At 52.7% G+C, this 19,107-nt stretch carries 17 protein-coding genes; 12 read left to right on the forward strand and 5 right to left on the reverse strand.

Going from position 1 to position 19,107, the window contains the following annotated elements; genetic code table 11:
- Positions 1-23: 23 nt before the first annotated feature.
- Complete coding sequence (locus tag HVX64_RS06030) at positions 24-1,745, reverse strand: GNAT family N-acyltransferase (protein WP_044259060.1); 1,722 nt, start codon at positions 1,743-1,745, stop codon at positions 24-26.
- 120 nt (positions 1,746-1,865) lie between these two features.
- Complete coding sequence (hemB, locus tag HVX64_RS06035) at positions 1,866-2,840, reverse strand: porphobilinogen synthase (protein WP_043001645.1); 975 nt, start codon at positions 2,838-2,840, stop codon at positions 1,866-1,868.
- A gap of 512 nt (positions 2,841-3,352) precedes the next feature.
- Between hemB and ehaB the strand changes: the two genes are divergently transcribed.
- Positions 3,353-6,274 carry an autotransporter adhesin EhaB gene (gene ehaB / locus HVX64_RS06040; protein ID WP_044259058.1) on the forward strand — a complete coding sequence of 974 codons (2,922 nt, stop codon included), beginning with the start codon at positions 3,353-3,355 and terminating at the stop codon, positions 6,272-6,274.
- Between the two features lie 88 nt (positions 6,275-6,362).
- Positions 6,363-6,986: a hydrogen peroxide resistance inhibitor IprA gene (gene iprA / locus HVX64_RS06045; protein WP_044259056.1), complete on the forward strand. Its 624-nt coding sequence runs from the start codon at positions 6,363-6,365 to the stop codon at positions 6,984-6,986.
- On the opposite strand, the gene ampH is transcribed toward iprA, so the two are convergent.
- Positions 6,987-8,144, reverse strand: coding sequence for a D-alanyl-D-alanine-carboxypeptidase/endopeptidase AmpH (gene ampH / locus HVX64_RS06050; RefSeq protein ID WP_044259053.1), 1,158 nt, complete (start codon positions 8,142-8,144; stop codon positions 6,987-6,989).
- A 201-nt stretch (positions 8,145-8,345) separates the two neighbouring features.
- On the opposite strand from ampH, the gene HVX64_RS06055 reads away from it, so the two are divergent.
- The 3 genes from HVX64_RS06055 (at position 8,346) to HVX64_RS06065 (ending at position 11,327) form a co-directional block, all read left to right on the forward strand.
- On the forward strand, positions 8,346-8,879 hold the full coding sequence (locus HVX64_RS06055; protein WP_044259052.1) for an isochorismatase family protein: 534 nt from the start codon (positions 8,346-8,348) through the stop codon (positions 8,877-8,879).
- A gap of 118 nt (positions 8,880-8,997) precedes the next feature.
- A complete protein-coding gene (gene sbmA / locus HVX64_RS06060; protein WP_043001640.1) occupies positions 8,998-10,218 on the forward strand; it encodes a peptide antibiotic transporter SbmA in 1,221 nt (406 codons plus the stop codon).
- Between the two features lie 14 nt (positions 10,219-10,232).
- Complete coding sequence (locus HVX64_RS06065) at positions 10,233-11,327, forward strand: DUF1615 domain-containing protein (RefSeq protein WP_043001639.1); 1,095 nt, start codon at positions 10,233-10,235, stop codon at positions 11,325-11,327.
- Positions 11,328-11,338: 11 nt separating this feature from the next.
- Here the strand turns inward: HVX64_RS06065 and HVX64_RS06070 are convergent, their stop codons facing one another.
- Entirely contained in the window at positions 11,339-11,647 is a 309-nt protein-coding gene (locus tag HVX64_RS06070; protein ID WP_043001638.1) for a YaiY family protein, read from the reverse strand.
- A 257-nt stretch (positions 11,648-11,904) separates the two neighbouring features.
- Between HVX64_RS06070 and HVX64_RS06075 the strand changes: the two genes are divergently transcribed.
- Positions 11,905-12,111 (forward strand): DUF2754 family protein, encoded by a 207-nt coding sequence (locus HVX64_RS06075; RefSeq protein ID WP_043001637.1) that lies wholly within the window; start codon positions 11,905-11,907, stop codon positions 12,109-12,111.
- 42 nt (positions 12,112-12,153) lie between these two features.
- Here HVX64_RS06075 and ddlA read toward each other — a convergent pair whose 3' ends face one another.
- Positions 12,154-13,248 (reverse strand): D-alanine--D-alanine ligase, encoded by a 1,095-nt coding sequence (ddlA, locus tag HVX64_RS06080; RefSeq protein ID WP_043001636.1) that lies wholly within the window; start codon positions 13,246-13,248, stop codon positions 12,154-12,156.
- Between the two features lie 128 nt (positions 13,249-13,376).
- On the opposite strand from ddlA, the gene HVX64_RS06085 reads away from it, so the two are divergent.
- The 6 genes from HVX64_RS06085 to adrA all read left to right on the forward strand — a co-directional run bounded on the left by HVX64_RS06085 (position 13,377) and on the right by adrA (position 19,105).
- Complete coding sequence (locus tag HVX64_RS06085) at positions 13,377-14,036, forward strand: extensin family protein (RefSeq protein ID WP_082010113.1); 660 nt, start codon at positions 13,377-13,379, stop codon at positions 14,034-14,036.
- Positions 14,037-14,204: 168 nt separating this feature from the next.
- On the forward strand, positions 14,205-15,410 hold the full coding sequence (locus tag HVX64_RS06090) for a multidrug efflux MFS transporter (RefSeq protein ID WP_044259047.1): 1,206 nt from the start codon (positions 14,205-14,207) through the stop codon (positions 15,408-15,410).
- A gap of 254 nt (positions 15,411-15,664) precedes the next feature.
- Entirely contained in the window at positions 15,665-15,925 is a 261-nt protein-coding gene (gene iraP, locus HVX64_RS06095; protein ID WP_043001633.1) for an anti-adapter protein IraP, read from the forward strand.
- Between the two features lie 99 nt (positions 15,926-16,024).
- Complete coding sequence (phoA, locus tag HVX64_RS06100; protein WP_181825315.1) at positions 16,025-17,440, forward strand: alkaline phosphatase; 1,416 nt, start codon at positions 16,025-16,027, stop codon at positions 17,438-17,440.
- A gap of 127 nt (positions 17,441-17,567) precedes the next feature.
- Positions 17,568-17,888 carry a phosphate starvation-inducible protein PsiF gene (psiF, locus tag HVX64_RS06105; protein WP_043001631.1) on the forward strand — a complete coding sequence of 107 codons (321 nt, stop codon included), beginning with the start codon at positions 17,568-17,570 and terminating at the stop codon, positions 17,886-17,888.
- A gap of 116 nt (positions 17,889-18,004) precedes the next feature.
- Positions 18,005-19,105 (forward strand): diguanylate cyclase AdrA, encoded by a 1,101-nt coding sequence (gene adrA / locus HVX64_RS06110; protein ID WP_044259042.1) that lies wholly within the window; start codon positions 18,005-18,007, stop codon positions 19,103-19,105.
- Positions 19,106-19,107: the final 2 nt, after the last annotated feature.

Raw genomic sequence — 19,107 nt, forward strand, 5'->3', positions numbered from 1 at the left:
TGTCATTGTCGGCCCGGTACGCGTCACGTCACCGGGCAATGGCGTGATAAATGTGCCTCAATATAGCGCTGATAACGGTTGGCCTTCAGACGGCTCAAATCCACCAATACCAGGCCATCGACACAGTGGTTAAAATCCGGATCGCTGCCGAAATCGATGAACTGTACGCCGCCGGGTTCGCAGAGCTCTGAGTATTGCTTATAGAGTGGGGGAATACCGCAGCCCAGATTTCCCAGCAGCGACTTCAGCCGCGTCAGATCGTCGGCGTAGTCGCTACCGGTAAACTGCGCCAGCACATCCGGTAGCGAAGCGGGATACGGCTGGCGTGAGACGGCCAGCGGATGCGTGGGCGGGAACCACAGACGATAGAAGGCAACCAGCAGATCGCGCGCATCCGGCGGTAATCCTCCGGAGATAGACACGGGTCCGAACAGGTAACGATACTGCGGGTAACGTGCCAGGTATGCGCCGATTCCTGACCAGAGATAATCCAGCCCGCGACGTCCCCAGTAGCGCGGCTGAATAAAGCTACGTCCCAGTTCAATACCGTGTTTCATGATGTCCGCCATCTGCTCATCGTAATCAAACAGACTGTGACTGTAGAGTCCATCCAGCCCCTGCTTTTCCAGTTGTTGTGCGCAGGGGATAAACCGGTAAGCGCCGACGATCTCAAGATCCTCCTCGTCCCATAAGATCAGATGCAGATAGTCATCATCGTAGCGATCGATATCTCTGCGCTTGCCGCTCCCTTCACCCACAGCGCGAAAGGCGATTTCACGCAGTCGTCCCAGCTCGCGCAGGACCGTCGCTTCCTCTTGCCCGTTGCGCTGCCAGAGATAAATGTGCTTACCGTCGGCGGTTATTCCCAGACATTCCGCCTGTGCCAGCTCGCGTTTCAGTCGCGCTCTGTTTTCCGGCGGGGCGATTGTCGATTCGGTACGAAAGAGACCTGGTCGGCCTTTGCCCAGCGCAATCACGTGCTCCCGGCACTTTTCCGCCTGCTCGCGCACGCTGCTTTTGCTGGTAGACCATTGCGTCCAGGCAATTTGTTGGCCTATACGTACGGGTAGCTTGCTGCCACGGCGGCGAAACATTTGCTGCATTAACAGCAGCAGCGTGGCGCGGGAAGAAACCAGTCCGCTGGCATAGAACAGCGGACTGTTATAGGCCTGAATATGTACCGGCAGTAGCGGCGTCCGGTACTTTTCTGCCATGCGGATAAACCCGGAGTGCCAGCGGCGTTCAGCGATTCCCTTTAGCGTCAGACGCGAAACTTCCCCTGCCGGGAAGAAAACCAGCGCGCCGCCGGTCTGCAGATGGCTATCCATTTGCTGTAACGACGATTTGGGCGTGCGTCCCTGAATATTATCGACCGGGATAAACAACGAACTCAGAGGTTCCAGATGGGAGAGCAGCCGGTTAGTCACCACTTTGATGTCGCGCCGTACGCGGGAGAGGGCATAGATGAGCGCCAGTCCATCCAGCGCCCCGGTAGGGTGGTTGGCAATAATGATCAGAGGGCCATTTTCGGGGATGTTTTCAATGTGGTGCTCGGGGATTTCACAACGTATTTGGAGATGTTCCAGGACTTGTTCCACCATATCCACGCCTTTCAGATGGCAATGGCGGGCGGCAAACAGCTGGAACTCTTTTTCATACAATACGCGTTGTAACACCTTTTTCTGCCAGGGCGTGGTTCTCGCCTCGGGCCAAAGGTCGCTGAGTACGTTATCGAGACTGAACATCACAACACCTCCTTCTTCCTGTGCTGACAGTAGAAGCGGTAAGTGTCGCTGGTATGACGTTTGGGTGACGTTTTGGGGAAAGGCCGGATGGCGAGGCCACCCGGCATGTTCAGGGAAAACTTAACGCAGGATTTTTTTCTCTGCCAGATCCAGTGCGAAGTAGCTGAAGATCAGATCCGCGCCTGCGCGTTTGATAGCGCCTAAGCTTTCCAGTACCACTTTTTCTTCATCAATGGCGCCTGCCATAGCGGCAAATTTGATCATCGCGTATTCGCCGCTGACCTGATACGCGCCGAGCGGCAGCTCTGTGCGCTCACGAATGTCACGCAGTACGTCAAGATAGGCCCCCGCCGGTTTCACCATCAGGCAGTCCGCGCCCTGTGCTTCATCAAGCAACGATTCGCGAATCGCTTCACGGCGGTTCATCGGGTTCATCTGGTAAGTTTTGCGATCGCCTTTCAGCGCCGTGCCCGCCGCTTCGCGGAACGGACCATAGAACGACGAGGCAAATTTGGTGGAGTAGGACATGATGGCGGTGTCGGTAAAGCCTGCGGCATCCAGCGCCTGGCGAATCGCCTGCACCTGACCATCCATCGCCGCGGAAGGGGCGATGAAATCTGCGCCTGCGGCGGCCGCGACAACCGCCTGTTTACCCAGGTTTGCCAGCGTGGCGTCGTTATCGACGCCGTGTTCACACAGCACGCCGCAGTGACCGTGGGAGGTATATTCGCAGAAGCAGGTGTCTGACATCACGATCATTTCTGGTACGGTCTGCTTGCAGATACGCGACATCCGCGCCACCAGACCGTCTTCCTTCCAGGCATCGCTACCGGTGTCATCGGTATGGTGTGAGATGCCAAAGGTCATGACGGAACGAATACCGGCGTTGGCAATACGCTCAATCTCGCGCGCCAGGTGTTTTTCCGGGATGCGCATGACGCCGGGCATGGCCTCAATCGCTTTGTAGTCGTCGAGTTCTTCTTCAACAAAGATCGGCAACACCAGATCGTTCAAGCTGAGTGTTGTCTCTTCAAACATGGCACGTAGCGCTGCAGATTTGCGCAGACGGCGAGGGCGATGGATTAAGTCTGTCATGGGATGCCTGATGCTTGTGAAAGTGAAGGCCATAGTATACCTGAAGCCGCGGGCGAGTGTTTTACGAAAATGGGCCTTATGGTTTTGTTTTATTAATAAATAAAAGAAATTGCATGGCAATTTTTTAATATGAATAGCTAAAAATTCATATTTGAAAGCGTGATTGTTATTCGTTTGGTTATTTTAAATATCTATTTATTTGAGTTTTTATGTATTTAGGTTGGCTGGTTTTTTATTTTTTTTCGTTATTATCAATGCTCGCTGTATTAAGTATTGATTTATTATATGTATCCTTGTCTTTTTCCTTTTTATTGTATTGATTTATAAGTTATTTTTTATTTTTCAACTGAGTGTTTCCCTGGTTTTTGTTATTGTCCGTTTTCGGACTACGGATAAAGAATAATTGAACCTTTCATTGTGGACACCGCATAATCCTCTTCGCGAAACATAATGTTTTCTATGCATTGATATTGATGGATCAACACTATTACGTCCCTGAGGAGGGATGACAAATGCACTCCTGGAAAAAGAAACTTGTAGTCTCACAATTAGCATTAGCCTGCACTTTGGCAATCACTTCTCAGGCGAATGCTTCAACTGATATTTCTGGCAAGACGTACACCACCTTTGAACACCTTAACGACGCGACTTATGCGGATGGTGTGTACTACGATGGCTATGTCGGCTGGAATAACTACGGCACCGATAGCGTGTATAACGGAGACATCTATCCGGTCATCAATAACGCGACCGTTAACGGTGTGATTTCAACGTACTATCTGGATGATGGTCTGACGACCAACACCAACAGTAACAGCCTGACGATTAAAAACAGTACTGTTCACGGAATGATTACCTCACAGTGCATGACGGAGGATTGTGCCGGACGTGATGCGACCGGCTATGTTTATGATCGTCTGGCGCTGACCGTTGATAACTCAACTATCGACGACAACTACGAACATTATACTTACAACGGCACCCATACCGACGGCACTGCAGATACGCATGTTGTTGATGTCTACAACCTGGGCACCGCGATCACCCTGGATCAGGAAGTTGACCTGGCTATCAGCAACAACTCCCATGTTGCCGGTATTACCCTGACTCAGGGTTATGAATGGCAGGATGTTGACGATAATACCGTCAGCACTGGCGTAAACAGCAATGAAGTGTTCAATAACACCATTACGGTGAAGGACTCTACCGTGACCTCAGGCTCATTGTCTGACGAAGGCACCACGGGTTGGTTCGGCAATAACGGTAACGCCAGCGATTACAGCGGTACAAACACCGCAGATGATATTGCATTAGCTGTGATTGCAAATCCGGCGGCAGACAATGCGATGCAGACCACCGCAACTTTCAGTAATTCTACGCTGATGGGCGATGTGGTTTTCTCCAGCAACTTTGACGAAAACTTCTTCCCGAACGGCGCTGATAGCTATCGTGATACCGATGCAAATGTGGATACCAACGGCTGGGATGGCACCGATCGTCTGGATCTGACATTAGATAACGGTAGTAAATGGGTGGGTGCGGCGATGTCCGTCCACCAGGTCGATACCGATGGCGACGGTGTGTATGACAGCGTTGCTGCGGGTACTGACGCGACTGCTACGCTGATTGATATCGCGTCTAACAGCCTGTGGCCGACCTCAACGTATGGCATTGATAACGGCGACACCGCCTATGACGAAAATGGTCATGTTGTGGGGAAAGAGGTTTATCAAAGCGGTCTGTTCAACGTCACGCTGAAGAATGGTTCACAGTGGGATACCACCAAAACCTCTCTGATTGATACGCTGAGCATCAACAGCGGTTCTGTGGTGAACGTCGGCGATTCATCGCTGGTTTCTGACACCATTGGCCTGACCGGTGGCGCAGCGCTGAACATTAACGAAGATGGTCATGTCGCGACAGATACCCTGACGGTAGACAACAGTACCGTGACTATTGCTGATGATGTGGCTTCAGGCTGGAGCGTGGGTGATGCTGCGCTGTATGCCAACACCATTAAGGTCACAAACGACGGTGTTCTGGATGTCGGTAACAGCGCGGACTATGCGCTGCAGACGGATACCCTGAATCTGACCAGCACCACCGATGCGGGTGGCAATGTGCATGCCGGTGTATTTGACATTCACAGCAACAACTACGTTCTGAACGCTGATCTGGTCAACGATCGCACTGCAGACACCAGCAAGTCAAACTATGGTTACGGTGTTATCGGCATGAATTCCGATGGTCACCTGACGATTAATGGTAACGGTGATGCTTACACCGCTGATCTGTCTGAAGTGGATAACGCGGGCGACGGCATTGCGGCGGCAACCGGTAACTACAAAGTGCGTATCGATAACGCCACGGGTGCAGGCTCCATTGCCGATTACAAAGGCAAAGAGCTGATCTACGTTAACGATAAGAACAGCACCGCGACTTTCTCTGCGGCCAATAAAGCAGACCTGGGGGCGTACACGTACCAGGCTCAGCAGCAGGGTAATACGGTTGTTATGCAACAGATGGAGCTGACTGACTATGCCAATATGGCGCTGAGCATCCCGTCTGCGAACACCAATACCTGGAACCTGGAGCAGGATACCGTTGGAACACGTCTGACCAACTCTCGCCACGGTCTGGCGGATAACGGCGGCGCATGGGTAAGCTACTTCGGCGGCGGTTTCAGCGGCGACAATGGCACCATCAATTACGACCAGGATGTCAACGGCATCATGGTGGGTGTGGATACTAAAGTTGATGGAAACAACGCTAAATGGATTGTTGGTGCGGCAGCCGGTTTCGCTAAAGGCGACATGAGCGACCATACCGGCCAGGTAGATCAGGATAGTCAGTCTGCTTACCTGTACTCCTCTGCCCGATTTGCCAATGACGTCTTTGTGGATGGCAACCTGAGCTACTCTCACTTCAACAACGATCTGTCTGCCAATATGAGTGACGGTCAGTATGTCGATGGCAACACGTCAACAGATGCCTGGGGCTTCGGTTTGAAAGTGGGCTACGACTGGAAAGTGGGTGACGCGGGTTATGTTACGCCGTATGGCAGCGTGTCAGGTCTGTTCCAGTCTGGTGACGACTATCGTTTGAGCAACGACATGCATCTTGATGGTCAGTCTTACGACAGCATGCGTTATGAACTGGGTGTAGATACGGGCTATACCTTCACCTATAGCCAGGATCAGGCTCTGACGCCTTACTTCAAACTGGCGTACGTGTATGACGATCAGGGCAACCATGCGGATGTCAACGGCGATTCAATCGACAATGGCACCAAAGGTTCAGCGGTTCGCGTTGGGCTGGGTACGCAGTTCAGCTTTACCAAGAACTTCAGCGCGTATACCGATGCGAACTACCTTGGCGGCGGCGATGTTGATCAGGACTGGTCGGCTAACGCAGGCGTTAAATATACCTGGTAATCATTCCCTTACGGAAATGGATATCGCGTCGTTAATCTAAAAAATGCCCGTCAAGAATTTGGCGGGCATTACTGCAAGGAACGCGCAGATGTTATCTCTGAATAAACCGTTAAAAGAATTTGCTCAGCTTGATAAGTCGTTGTCAAAATTTGGGACACGTTTTGAATATGTCCATGCAAAACATCTTCTTTATTCCACTGAAAAGAATCCCGACACGACGGTAGTGATTCTGGAAGGGATTATCTCATTAAGACGTAATGAACATATTCTTGTGGGTATCGCCCAGGCCCCTTTCATTATGGGATTGAGCAATGGGGTGATGAAAAATGATGCTCATTATGATCTCATCAGCGAGGGAGTATGTTCAGGTTATCATCTGCCGTCGTCACAAGCTATTGAGATTATTGAAGAATATAAGCTATGGCGTGAGGCGTTTTACTGGCTAACCTGGCAGAACCGTATCCTGCAGCAGCGCGATCGCCAGTTAATTGGTAATAATTCCTACGAACAGATCCGAACCACCCTTTTCTCGATGATTGAGTGGGATGAAGGTTTACGCTCAAAAATTGGGGTGATGAGTTATATTCATCAGCGCACGCAAATTTCGCGTTCCGTGGTAGCAGAGGTCCTTGCGGCGTTACGAAAAGGCGGCTACATCGAAATGAATAAAGGCAAACTGGTGGGAATAAACCGTTTGCCTTCTGATTATTAATTAAGACGCAGGAACCTCGCGCGGTGTATTTTCGCTCAGTTCAACCACCAGTTCGTTAATACCGTCGCTCATGCTTGTGAAGCGGGTGAGCGGAGAGCGAGTGACAACGACAAACGCACCCACATTTTTTTGCGGAATCATTGCCATATAGGTAATGAACCCTCCGCCACCGCCGGTCTTTTGAATAATGCCCGGGCGTCCATTCTTCGGCGCCATATAGACCCATCCTAAGCCCAACGCATCGGCCTTGCCGGGGACATCCATACCGGTTACCCGCGTTAACTGCGCGCGCTGATAAATCAGCGTTTGCATTCTGTCGGCCTGATTACTGCGCTGGTAAAAATCAGAGGAAAGATACTGCTGCATCCAGCGCATCATATCCCCCGGCGTTGAATAAACCCCGCCGCTGCCGATGGCTGCCAGCGTGTTATTACACGGACTGGCCCCTTTCTCCGCGACCATCAGACGTTTGCACTGATCGGGAGAGGGAGTATAGGTCGTGTCTTTCATGCCCAGCGGGCGGGTGATTTTCTCTTCAAAAAGCTGGGCATAGGGTTTGCCGGAGGCGTTTGCCAGCGCATCCGCCAGCAGGTCGAACGCCAGATTGGAATAGGCCGCCTGTGAACCCGGAGCGGCTTTTAACGTCGCCGTGGAGAGATAGCTCCAGCGCTGTTCACGCGTCGGCCAGACAAATACCGGGCGCTTTGCCGCGCCGCCGGGTTGTTCACGGGGCAGTGCACTGGTGTGCGTCGCCAGGTTGACCAGCGTGATCGGTTTTCCCTCATACGACGGTACGCGCGCGCCGACGGGGGCATATTTGCTCAGCGGATCGTTCAGTTTTACGGTGCCCTGATCGAGCAGTTTGACCAACATTTCACTGGTCATCAGTTTGGTGAGTGATGCAATGCGAATCACCGAATCCAGCTGCGGACGAACGTTATTGCCCGGACGGGTTTCACCGAAACTGCGAAAAACACGCTGGTTTCCGTCGATCACGACGAGTGCCATCCCCGTCGCGCCGCTGCCATAAAAAATATGTTCGGCGTAACGTTCGACAATATCAGACGCAAAAACCGGTTCGGCAACAGGCTGAGCCGCCTGGACTGAGGTCAATGACGCCGCACACAGCGCGGCAGAAAAAAGCAGACTACGTTTCAACGGTGGTGTCCATGAATGAGAGTAAAAAACTAAGCGTATTTATACTACTGTACCGCCTGTTGCAAAGCGCTAATTAGAGCAAGGATAGTGAGAAAAACGTAACGACGCGTAAACGTAGCGTTTTTGCCGCGAAAGAAAGTCCGCTTTTGTGATCCGGGGCGTGCAATAATCTTTCATTACCACTCTTGGATGGGGCTGACGATGTCTGAAAAACGGGTTGTGATGGTTGTTGATATGCAAATCGGCGTGTTTGCCACGCCGCGTATTAATCGGGATGCGTGTGTGGAACGTATCAATCAATTGACGCGGGCAGCCGATCTCACGATTTTTATTCAACACACCGAGGCGGGTGGCCTGGAGGAGGGGAGCGCGGGGTTTGCGCTGCTGCCTGAACTGGAGACACCCGTGAACGCCAAATATGTCACGAAAACCGCCTGTGATGCTTTTTACAAAACGGCGCTCGAACAGTTGCTCCGCGAGCAGGCGATTTCACACGTTGTCATCTGCGGCTGTGCGACGGACTATTGTGTCGATACCACCATCAGAAACGGTGCCAGCCGGAGTTATCGCATTACGGTTGCGGAAGATGCCCACACCACCGCACATCGCGCGGCTGCACCTGCCCAGACGCTGATTGCGCACCATAATGATGTCTGGCGCAATCTGATCGTGCCGGGCAATCCGGTACGTGTGAAACCCGTCGAAACAATTCTTCAGGACTGGAAAACGAACTAAGCGTCGCCATGTTGGTCACAATGGGCGGTTTCGCCTGTTGTGATCGTTTATTTTTAGTCCGCACAGCGGCAGAAGCACAGCAGTTGTCATAACGATAAGAAGTGAGCAGGAGAGCATCATGTTTAAGTCTTTTTTCCCCAAGCCGGGTCCTTTTTTCCTTTCGGCTTTTATTTGGGCAATAGTCGCGGTTATTTTCTGGCAAGCCGGTGGTGGGGACTGGGTTGCGCGGATGACTGGTGCAACGGGCGCCGTGCCTATCAGCGCCGCCCGTTTCTGGTCGCCGAGCTACCTGATTTTTTATGCCTACTACGTGCTCTGCGTCGGGCTGTTTGCGCTGTTCTGGTTTCTCTACAGTCCGCATCGCTGGCAGTACTGGTCAATTCTTGGCACCTCGCTGATTATCTTCGTCACCTGGTTTCTCGTTGAAGTCGGGGTGGCCGTCAACGCCTGGTATGCGCCATTTTACGATCTGATCCAGACCGCCCTCAGCGCACCACATAAGGTCACCATGAGCCAGTTCTATAACGAACTGGGGATCTTTCTTGGTATCGCGCTGATTGCCGTGGTGATTAGCGTGCTGAACAACTTTTTTGTCAGCCACTATGTGTTCCGCTGGCGTACGGCGATGAACGAATATTACATGGCGCAGTGGCAGCATTTGCGCCATATCGAGGGGGCCGCGCAGCGTGTGCAGGAAGACACCATGCGTTTTGCCTCAACGCTGGAAAGCATGGGCGTGAGCTTTATTAACGCTATCATGACGCTAATCGCCTTCCTGCCGGTGCTGGTTGCGCTTTCTCCGCACGTGCCCGAACTGCCGATAGTCGGTCATGTGCCTTATGGCCTGGTGATTGCGGCGATCGTCTGGTCACTGATGGGCACCGGTATGCTGGCGGTAGTCGGGATCAAGCTCCCGGGACTGGAATTTAAAAATCAGCGGGTGGAAGCGGCTTATCGTAAAGAGCTGGTATACGGGGAAGATGATGCCAACCGTGCCACGCCGCCGACGGTTCGTGAGCTGTTCAGTGCGGTTCGCCAGAACTATTTCCGTCTCTATTTCCACTACATGTATTTTAATATCGCGCGCATTCTCTACCTGCAGGTGGACAACGTTTTCGGGTTGTTCCTGCTGTTTCCGTCGATTGTTGCCGGTACGATTACCCTGGGTCTGATGACGCAAATTACCAACGTCTTTAGCCAGGTGCGGGGCGCGTTCCAGTACCTAATCAACTCTTGGACAACGCTGGTTGAACTGATGTCTATCTATAAACGTCTGCGCAGTTTTGAGCGTGAACTGGACGAGCGGGATATTCAGGCTGTCACCCACACACTTGGTTAACAAAAGGAAACGTTATGTCGGCGGTGTCTCGTCTTTACCCTTTGTCATTGCTGGCCGGACTGGTGCTGGCGGGATGTAGCAGTCAGCCTTCGCAACCGCTCAAAAAAGGCGAGAAACCGGTCGATGTCGCGAGCGTGGTGCGCCAGAAAATGCCGGCCAGCGTGAAGGATCGGGACGCCTGGGCGCAGGATATCGCCAAAACCTTTGAAAGCCAGAAGCTGGCACCGACGGTGGAAAATATCTGTTCGGTGCTGGCGGTCGCGCAGCAGGAGTCCAACTATCAGGCCGATCCCGCCGTTCCGGGATTGAACAACATTGCCTGGAAGGAGATAGACCGGCGCGCCGAACGGATGCATATTCCGGTTTTCCTGGTGCATACCGCGCTGAAAATCACCTCCCCGAACGGGAAGAGCTATAGCGAGCGTCTGGACACAGTAAAAACGGAAAAACAGCTCAGCGCCATTTTCGATGACTTTATTAATATGGTGCCGATGGGGCAGACGCTGTTCGGTTCGCTGAATCCGGTCCATACCGGTGGTCCGATGCAGGTCAGCATTGCGTTTGCCGAGCAGCACAGCAAAGGATATCCGTGGAAGATGGAGGGAACGGTGCGCCAGGAAGTGTTCAGCCGTCGCGGTGGACTCTGGTTCGGAACCTACCATTTGCTCAATTACCCGGCCAACTACAGCGCGCCGATTTTCCGCTTTGCCGACTTCAACGCCGGATGGTATGCCAGTCGAAACGCCGCGTTTCAGAACGCAGTCAGTAAAGCCAGCGGCGTCAAACTGGCGCTGGATGGCGACCTGATCGCCTACGGCAGTAAAGACGCCGGTAAAACGGAGCTGGCGGTGCGTAAACTGGCGGGAAAACTGGATCTCAGCGAAAGCGCGATCCGTCGCCAGCTGGAGAAAGGCGACAGTCTGGCGTTTGAAGAAACGGCGCTTTACAAAAAGGTGTTTACGCTTGCTGAAGCAAAGACAGGGAAGAGATTACCGCGTGAAATGCTGCCCGGTATTCAACTGGAAAGCCCGAAAATCACCCGTAATCTCACCACGGCATGGTTTGCAAAACGGGTCGACGATCGTCGTGCGAAGTGCATGGGGCAATAACCGCCTGGCCATTACTGGCGGCGGTAGCGCCAGCGCAGAATGGCGGCGATGACGCCGAAAATCAGACTGCCGACCAGAAACGGCACCAGACCAAAGATGGTGCCGACGCCCAGCCCAATCTCTACGCGCGGGCGTCCTGTCTCTTGCACTTGCATCAGATGTTCATATACGCCAGGCGCGTGAACCAGCAGGTTCAGGATCTGCGCCCCGGCCCAAAAACAGAACAGAACAAACACGGCATAAGCGATATTGCCTGGCGTAGAGGCGGTTTCTCGATGTTTCCCGTTAAACAAGGATTTTGAGAGAGTGAAATCAGCCATAAATGACCTCCGCGAGTAATTCTGCATCTCTGACACCATGCCAGTAACTTACCGTGAGTGTGACAGGTCATCGCGTTTGTCAATATCAGAATGATGGTAATTTCAGTCTGGGATGAATCCTGGATTGCAGATTTTTGTCAGTTGTCACAAATTGGTTACCTTAAATTAAATTTGGCAACATTTAAGAAATTCCGCACACGACACAGACCGGTTTCCCGTAATATGCGACGATACGTTTTTTTCGCTGCGGAGTTTCCATGAACCTGCCTTTAAAAATTCGCCGTGACTGGCACTACTACGCCTTTGCTATCGGCCTGATTTTCATTCTGAACGGCGTTGTCGGGCTGTTGGGGTTTGAAGCCAGGGGCTGGCAAACCTATGCCGTGGGGCTGGTGACCTGGATCGTCAGTTTCTGGCTGGCAGGATTGATTATTCGTCGTCGCGTGGAGGATGACGCGGCGTAAGCCTGACAACAAACCGCTGTCAGGCTTATCGGGGAGTGCAGATTACATCGTCGTTTTCAGCGCGTTATCTGCAGCATGGCGTTCCAGCGCCAGTTCGATCAAACGGGTGATCAAGTCGGTGTAACCTAAGCCACTGGCCTGCCAGAGTTTCGGATACATGCTGATGTTGGTAAAGCCTGGCAGGGTGTTGATCTCATTGATCACCACCTCATTGTCGGCGGTTAAAAAGACATCGACGCGTGCCATGCCAGCGCAGCCCAGCGCCTGATACGCCTGAATGGCGATCTCGCGGATTTTGTCGTTGATGTGCGGATCAATCGCCGCAGGAACCACCACTTTCGCGCCGTTATCGTCAATGTATTTGGTGTCGTAGGCATAGAAATCACTGTTGAGCACGATCTCGCCACAGGTGCTGGCCTGCGGATGATCGTTGCCCAGCACTGCGCACTCGATCTCGCGCCCCTTGATCCCTTGCTCCACCACCACTTTGTGATCGAATTCGAAGGCGAGGGCGACCGCCTGCGCGTACTGCGCTTCGCTGGTGACTTTGCTAACGCCGACAGACGATCCCTGATTGGCGGGCTTAACGAACAGCGGCAGGCCAAGACGGGCTTCTACCTCGGCAAAGCTTATCGTGTTGCGGTTGGCTCGCGTCAGCGTAATAAACGGCGCGATAGTCAGTCCGGCATCACGCAACAAGCGTTTGGTGACGTCTTTATCCATACACGCGGCTGAACCCAACACGTCGGAACCCACGAAGGGCAGATTCGCCACGCGCAGCATTCCCTGCAGTGAGCCATCTTCACCCAGCGTGCCGTGCACAATCGGGAAAATCACGTCTACGGTCGGCAGCGGCTGACCATTTTGCGCATCAATCAACTGTTGCTCGTGTCTGCCCGGAACCTGCGCAAGGCTGGTCGCAGAAGGACGCAGCGCAATATGCGCAGGATCGTTGGCATTGAGCAGATAATTGCTGGCATCGCTGACGTGCCATTGTCCTTGCTTATCAATGCCTAACAGCACGACTTCAAAGCGGGTCTTGTCGATGGCATCGACAATATTTTTTGCCGATTGCAATGACACTTCATGTTCCGCTGATTTACCACCAAATACGATTCCTACCCGCAACTTTGCCATCTTAAACCCATTCCTTCGAACGCAAAGCGTATACATTACCACGACAAAACGAGGGATTCGCGGGCTTCTGCCATAATGTTAGGGAGAATTACACGGGAGGAAGCGTGAGAGGAAAAGTCTGGCTGACGATGATCATTCTGAGCGTGGCGTGTGGCGTGGGATATCACTATCTGCCGTCTTATTATGACCCGCTCGCCCCGCTTGAGTTATCCGATCCACCCAACTGGCTTACCCAATTTAAGCTTAAACGTCTGACGCCAGCGCGCTGTCAGACGCTGTTGCAACAGGCAAACGAGCAGAAGCTGATCACGTCGCAGTCCGTAGCCGACAGCGCTGGCGAATGTCCCTTAACCGACGTAGTACGGGTGCGGGATTTTGGCGCAGTCAAACTGAGCAGCAGCTTCCTTGCCTCCTGTCCGTTAGCACTGCGTTCCGCGCTGTATGTCGCTCAGCAGGCTGCACCCTTAACGGAACGTATGATGGAAAGCCGGCTGACCCGGATCGAGCATCTCGGCAGCTATGCCTGCCGCAACATTTACCATCGCCCTGATGCACGCCGTAGCGAACATGCGAGCGCAGAAGCCCTGGATATCAGCGGCTTTATTCTCGCCGACGGGCGACACGTTACCGTTCTGCGCGGCTGGAAGCAGGAAGAAAACGCAACGTGGCTGCGGGTGCTGCTCAGCGCGAGCTGTCAATATTATGGCAACGGCCTGGGGCCGGACTACAACGCCGCTCACGCCAACCATTTTCACCTGGGAATACGGGGAATTGGCCTTTGTCGCTAAGCATAAAGCCCTGTGGCTTGTTGAGTTTTAATGTGATGTGTATCACAAATGTGGTGAACGGGAAGATAAAATAGCAAATTGCGCGCCACCGCACCTGCGGATCCCCTGACAGACGTGGAGATTGCTAAACTAGCCGGCGTTTTCTGCTATTTATCACGATGAGCGTTTATGGAATCCTGGAAAGTTAATCTCATTTCCGTCTGGTTCGGCTGCTTTTTTACCGGTCTGGCAATCAGTCAAATCCTGCCGTTTTTGCCACTCTATATTTCGCAGCTTGGGGTGAACTCCCACGAAGCGCTCTCAATGTGGTCCGGTCTGACATTCAGTGTCACATTCTTAATTTCCGCGATTGTTTCTCCGCTCTGGGGTAGCCTGGCAGACCGTAAAGGTCGCAAGCTGATGTTGCTACGCGCCTCGCTCGGCATGGCGATTGCGATACTGCTGCAGGCTTTTGCTACCAACGTCTGGCAGCTTTTCCTGCTGCGCGGCATCATGGGGTTAACGTCCGGCTATATTCCTAATGCGATGGCGCTGGTGGCGTCTCAGGTGCCCCGTGAACGAAGTGGCTGGGCGCTCAGTACGCTGGCGACCGCGCAAATCAGCGGTGTGATTGGTGGCCCGCTGATGGGCGGTTTTATTGCCGATCACGTGGGCTTACGCCCGGTCTTTTTTATCACTGCAATGCTGCTGATCGTCAGCTTTATGGTCACGCTCTTTTTGATTAAAGAAGGCGTGCGCCCGACGCTGAAAAAGAGCGAACGATTGAGCGGAAAAGCCGTATTTGCGTCGCTACCTTATCCGGCGCTGGTGATCAGCCTGTTTTTCACCACGCTGGTGATTCAGTTATGTAATGGCTCAATCAGCCCGATCCTGGCGCTATTTATTAAGTCGATGGCCCCTGATAGTAATAATATTGCTTTTCTGAGTGGATTAATTGCCTCGGTGCCTGGGGTCTCCGCGCTTATCTCCGCGCCCCGGCTGGGTAAACTTGGGGATCGCATCGGCACCGAAAGGATCCTGATGGCAACGCTGATTTGTGCGGTCGTGTTGTTTTTTGCCATGTCGTGGGTGACGACGCCTTTCCAGCTCGGGGTATTACGTTTTCTGCTCGGTTTTGCCGATGGCGCCATGCTACCCGCGGTTCAGACGCTACTGGTCAAATATTCCAGTGACCAAATAACCGGGCGTATATTTGGTTATAACCAATCGTTTATGTATCTTGGCAATGTCGCTGGCCCGCTGATGGGCGCAACGGTTTCAGCCATGGCAGGATTTCGTTGGGTATTTATTGCCACTGCCATTATCGTGATGATTAACATTTGTCAGTTAGCCCTGGTTCTGCGTCAGCGGCGAAATATCCGCAAGCGGGTGTGAAGCGATTAAAAAGAAATGACTTAAGTGAAATTAGTCATTTTTTAGCATAACTTTTGATTATGGCCAGGGGTGACTATTTTATTCCTGGCTTTTAATTTAGCGTTCGGTTTTCGCGCGAGAAACGTTTCGCTCACCGTATTCTGTGATTATTTACGCAAAGTCTTTCCTTTTTTATAAAAATACTACTTTCAGACTCTAGGCAGCATGGATTCATAGTGATACCGTCAGCCTTCTTTGGATAAGGAAATGCGGTCATGAAAAATCTAATAGCTGAGTTGTTGCTTAAGCTTGCCCAGAAAGAGGAAGAGTCGAAAGAACTGGTTGCTCAGGTAGAAGCATTAGAGATTATCGTTACAGCGATGCTGCGCAATATGGCTCAGAACGAGCAGCAAATGCTGATTCATCAGGTAGAGGGCGCACTTGATGACGTAAAGCCCGATGCCAGCGTTCCGGATAACGATACGGAGTTGCTGCGCCAGTACGTACAAAAGCTGTTGAGGCATCCTCGTTACTAGTTTTATTTCGTTTCTATGCTGTCATAAACCTGTCATATCAGAGACCTATAGTCGCTTTGTTTTTTATTTTAAGTGTATTAAGTACATGGAGAAAATAAAGTGAAACAAAGCGCTATTGCTCTTGCATTGTTACCACTGTTGTATATGCCTGTGAGTCATTCTGAAACGTCGTCAATGGCGGTGCTGGACAATCGTGCCGCACAGGGTGATATTACAACGCCAGGCGGAGCACGCCGATTATCGGCCGATCAAACACAAGCATTGCGCGAATCACTGAATGATAAACCGGCTAAAAATATTATTTTATTGATTGGCGATGGTATGGGTGATTCGGAAATTACGGCCGCGCGAAATTATGCTGAAGGCGCGGGTGGCTATTTTAAAGGGATTGATGCCTTACCGCTGACTGGCCAATACACCCACTATGCGCTGAATAAAAAAAACGGTAAACCGGATTACGTGACGGATTCTGCGGCATCAGCAACCGCATGGACAACCGGCGTGAAAACCTACAATGGCGCGCTGGGCGTCGATATTCACGAAAAAGATCATACGACGCTGCTGGAAATGGCGAAAGCGGCGGGGCTGGCGACGGGTAACGTCTCAACCGCCGAGCTGCAGGATGCCACTCCAGCCGCGCTGGTAGCGCACGTGACGTCTCGTAAATGCTATGGCCCGAGCGTAACGAGCGAGAAATGCCCGTCGAATGCGCTGGAAAATGGCGGTAAAGGCTCGATCACCGAACAACTGCTGAATGCCCGCGCGGATGTCACGCTGGGCGGCGGTGCGAAAACGTTCGCCGAAACCGCAACCGCCGGCGAGTGGCAGGGCAAAACGCTGCGTGAACAGGCCGAGGCCCGGGGTTACCAGTTGGTCGGCGATGCGGCTTCGCTGGCGGCGATCGGCGAAGCCAGTCAGGACAAACCGTTGCTGGGCCTGTTCTCTGACGGCAACATGCCTGTGCGCTGGGAAGGCCCAAAAGCGTCTTATCACGGCAATATTGATAAGCCTGCCGTAACCTGTACGCCGAATCCAAAACGCGATGAGACCGTACCCACGCTGGCGCAAATGACCGACAAAGCCATTGAGTTGCTCAGCAAAAATGAGAAGGGATTCTTCCTGCAGGTGGAAGGGGCTTCCATCGATAAACAGGATCACGCCGCCAATCCTTGCGGACAGATCGGCGAGACGGTGGATCTGGACGAAGCGGTGCAGCGCGCGCTGGCCTTTGCGAAAAAAGAAGGTAACACGCTGGTGATCGTCACTGCCGATCACGCTCACGCCAGCCAGATCGTCGCACCAGAGACAAAAGCGCCGGGCTTGACCCAGGCATTAAACACCAAAGATGGCGCCGTGATGGTGATCAGCTATGGCAACTCCGAAGAGGAATCGCAGGAGCATACCGGCAGCCAGTTGCGTATTGCGGCCTACGGCCCTCATGCGGCCAACGTGGTGGGGCTGACCGATCAAACCGACCTGTTCTATACCATGAAAGCGGCACTCGGCCTGAAATAATCCACCCCCGGCAGGATAACTTTTGCTGTCGGGTGGTTTTTTTATCGTTAGCAGCCAGACTTATCTGAATCTCCCGGCGTTTATTCGCGGGAGATAGTCGAGTGAATACTCAAAAAAGGATGGTGCTATGAAAATAACATTACTGGTTACCCTATTGTTTGGTTTGATCTTTTTAACGACCGTTGGTGCGGCTGAGAAAACGTTAACCCCGCAGCAGCAGCGCATGACCACCTGCAATCAACAGGCGACGGCGAAAGCGTTGAAAGGAGATGCCCGTAAGACGTACATGAGCGATTGCCTTAAAAACAGCAAGTCAGCTCCTGGTGAAAAAAGCCTGACGCCGCAACAGCAAAAAATGCGCGAGTGCAACGTCCAGGCGACGGAACAATCGCTAAAAGGTGACGACCGCAGTAAGTTTATGAGTGCCTGCCTGAAGAAAGCAGCCTAGCCGACCTAGTGCTTACGGGTGAGCAAAGAAAAACGCTCACCCGAAATATCATACTTTCCCCGCCTGACCAGTCTCTATAATTTGGGAAAATTGTTTCAGAATGTTCCCAAAAAATAATGAACGACGAAAACTTTTACAAACAAGCGGTCGATCTCGATGAAACCTCTCTTTCATCGCAGCAAAACGACCATCAACGTTCTGGACTGCGATTCGCCCGGCGAGTAAGAGTGCCGCGCGCAGTGGCGCTGGGAGGGATGTTTTTCCCTGTCGCCGCCGCGCTGGTCGCGAATCCTGTCCCCGGCGTCTGGTGGTTGTTGCTGGTGGGATGGGCGTTCGTCTGGCCTCATCTGGCCTGGCAAATCGCCAGCAGAGCCGTCGACCCGATGAGTCGGGAATTTGCCAATTTAAAAACGGATGCGGTACTCGCCGGAATGTGGATGGGACTGATGGGCGTCAATGCGCTGCCTTCCGCCGCGTTGTTGATGATCATCTGTATGAATCTGATGGGCGCAGGCGGTGTGCGACTGTTTGTTACCGGACTGGCCCTGATGGTGGTTGCCTGTCTGGTCACATTGCAGTTAACGGGAACCTCTCTGGCTTTAAGAAGCGCGCCGCTGGAAGGGGTGTTGACGCTGCCGGTCATCGTGATTTATCCGCTGTTATTCTCCTGGATTAGCTATCAGGCCGCGACCAGGCTGGCGCAACATAAGCGTCGGTTACAGGTGATGAGTACCTGTGATGGCATGACAGGCGTTTACAACCGGCGACACTGGGAAATATTACTGCGCAACGAATTTGAGCACTGCCGTCGCCAGCATCGGGAGGCCACGCTGCTGATCATTGATATCGACCATTTCAAAAGTATTAATGACACCTGGGGTCATGATGTTGGCGATGAAGCTATTCTGGCGCTAACCCAACAGCTGAGAATCACCTTGCGCGGGAGCGATGTGATCGGGCGTTTTGGCGGTGATGAATTTGCGGTGATTATGTGCGGTACGCCAGCCGAGAGCGCCATCGCGGCGATGTCACGGATTCATGAGGGGCTACGCGGGTTACGTCTGGCCTGCGCGCCGCAGGTCATTTTACATATCAGCGTAGGCGTTGCACCGTTAACGCCGCAGTTCAGTCACTATCGGGAATGGTTGAAATCGGCCGATCTGGCGCTCTACAAAGCAAAGAATGCCGGACGTAACCGCACCGAAGTGGCGGCCTGACG

The organism is Citrobacter sp. RHB20-C16 (genome assembly GCF_013890155.1).
Classification (GTDB): Bacteria; Pseudomonadota; Gammaproteobacteria; order Enterobacterales; family Enterobacteriaceae; genus Citrobacter_A; species Citrobacter_A amalonaticus.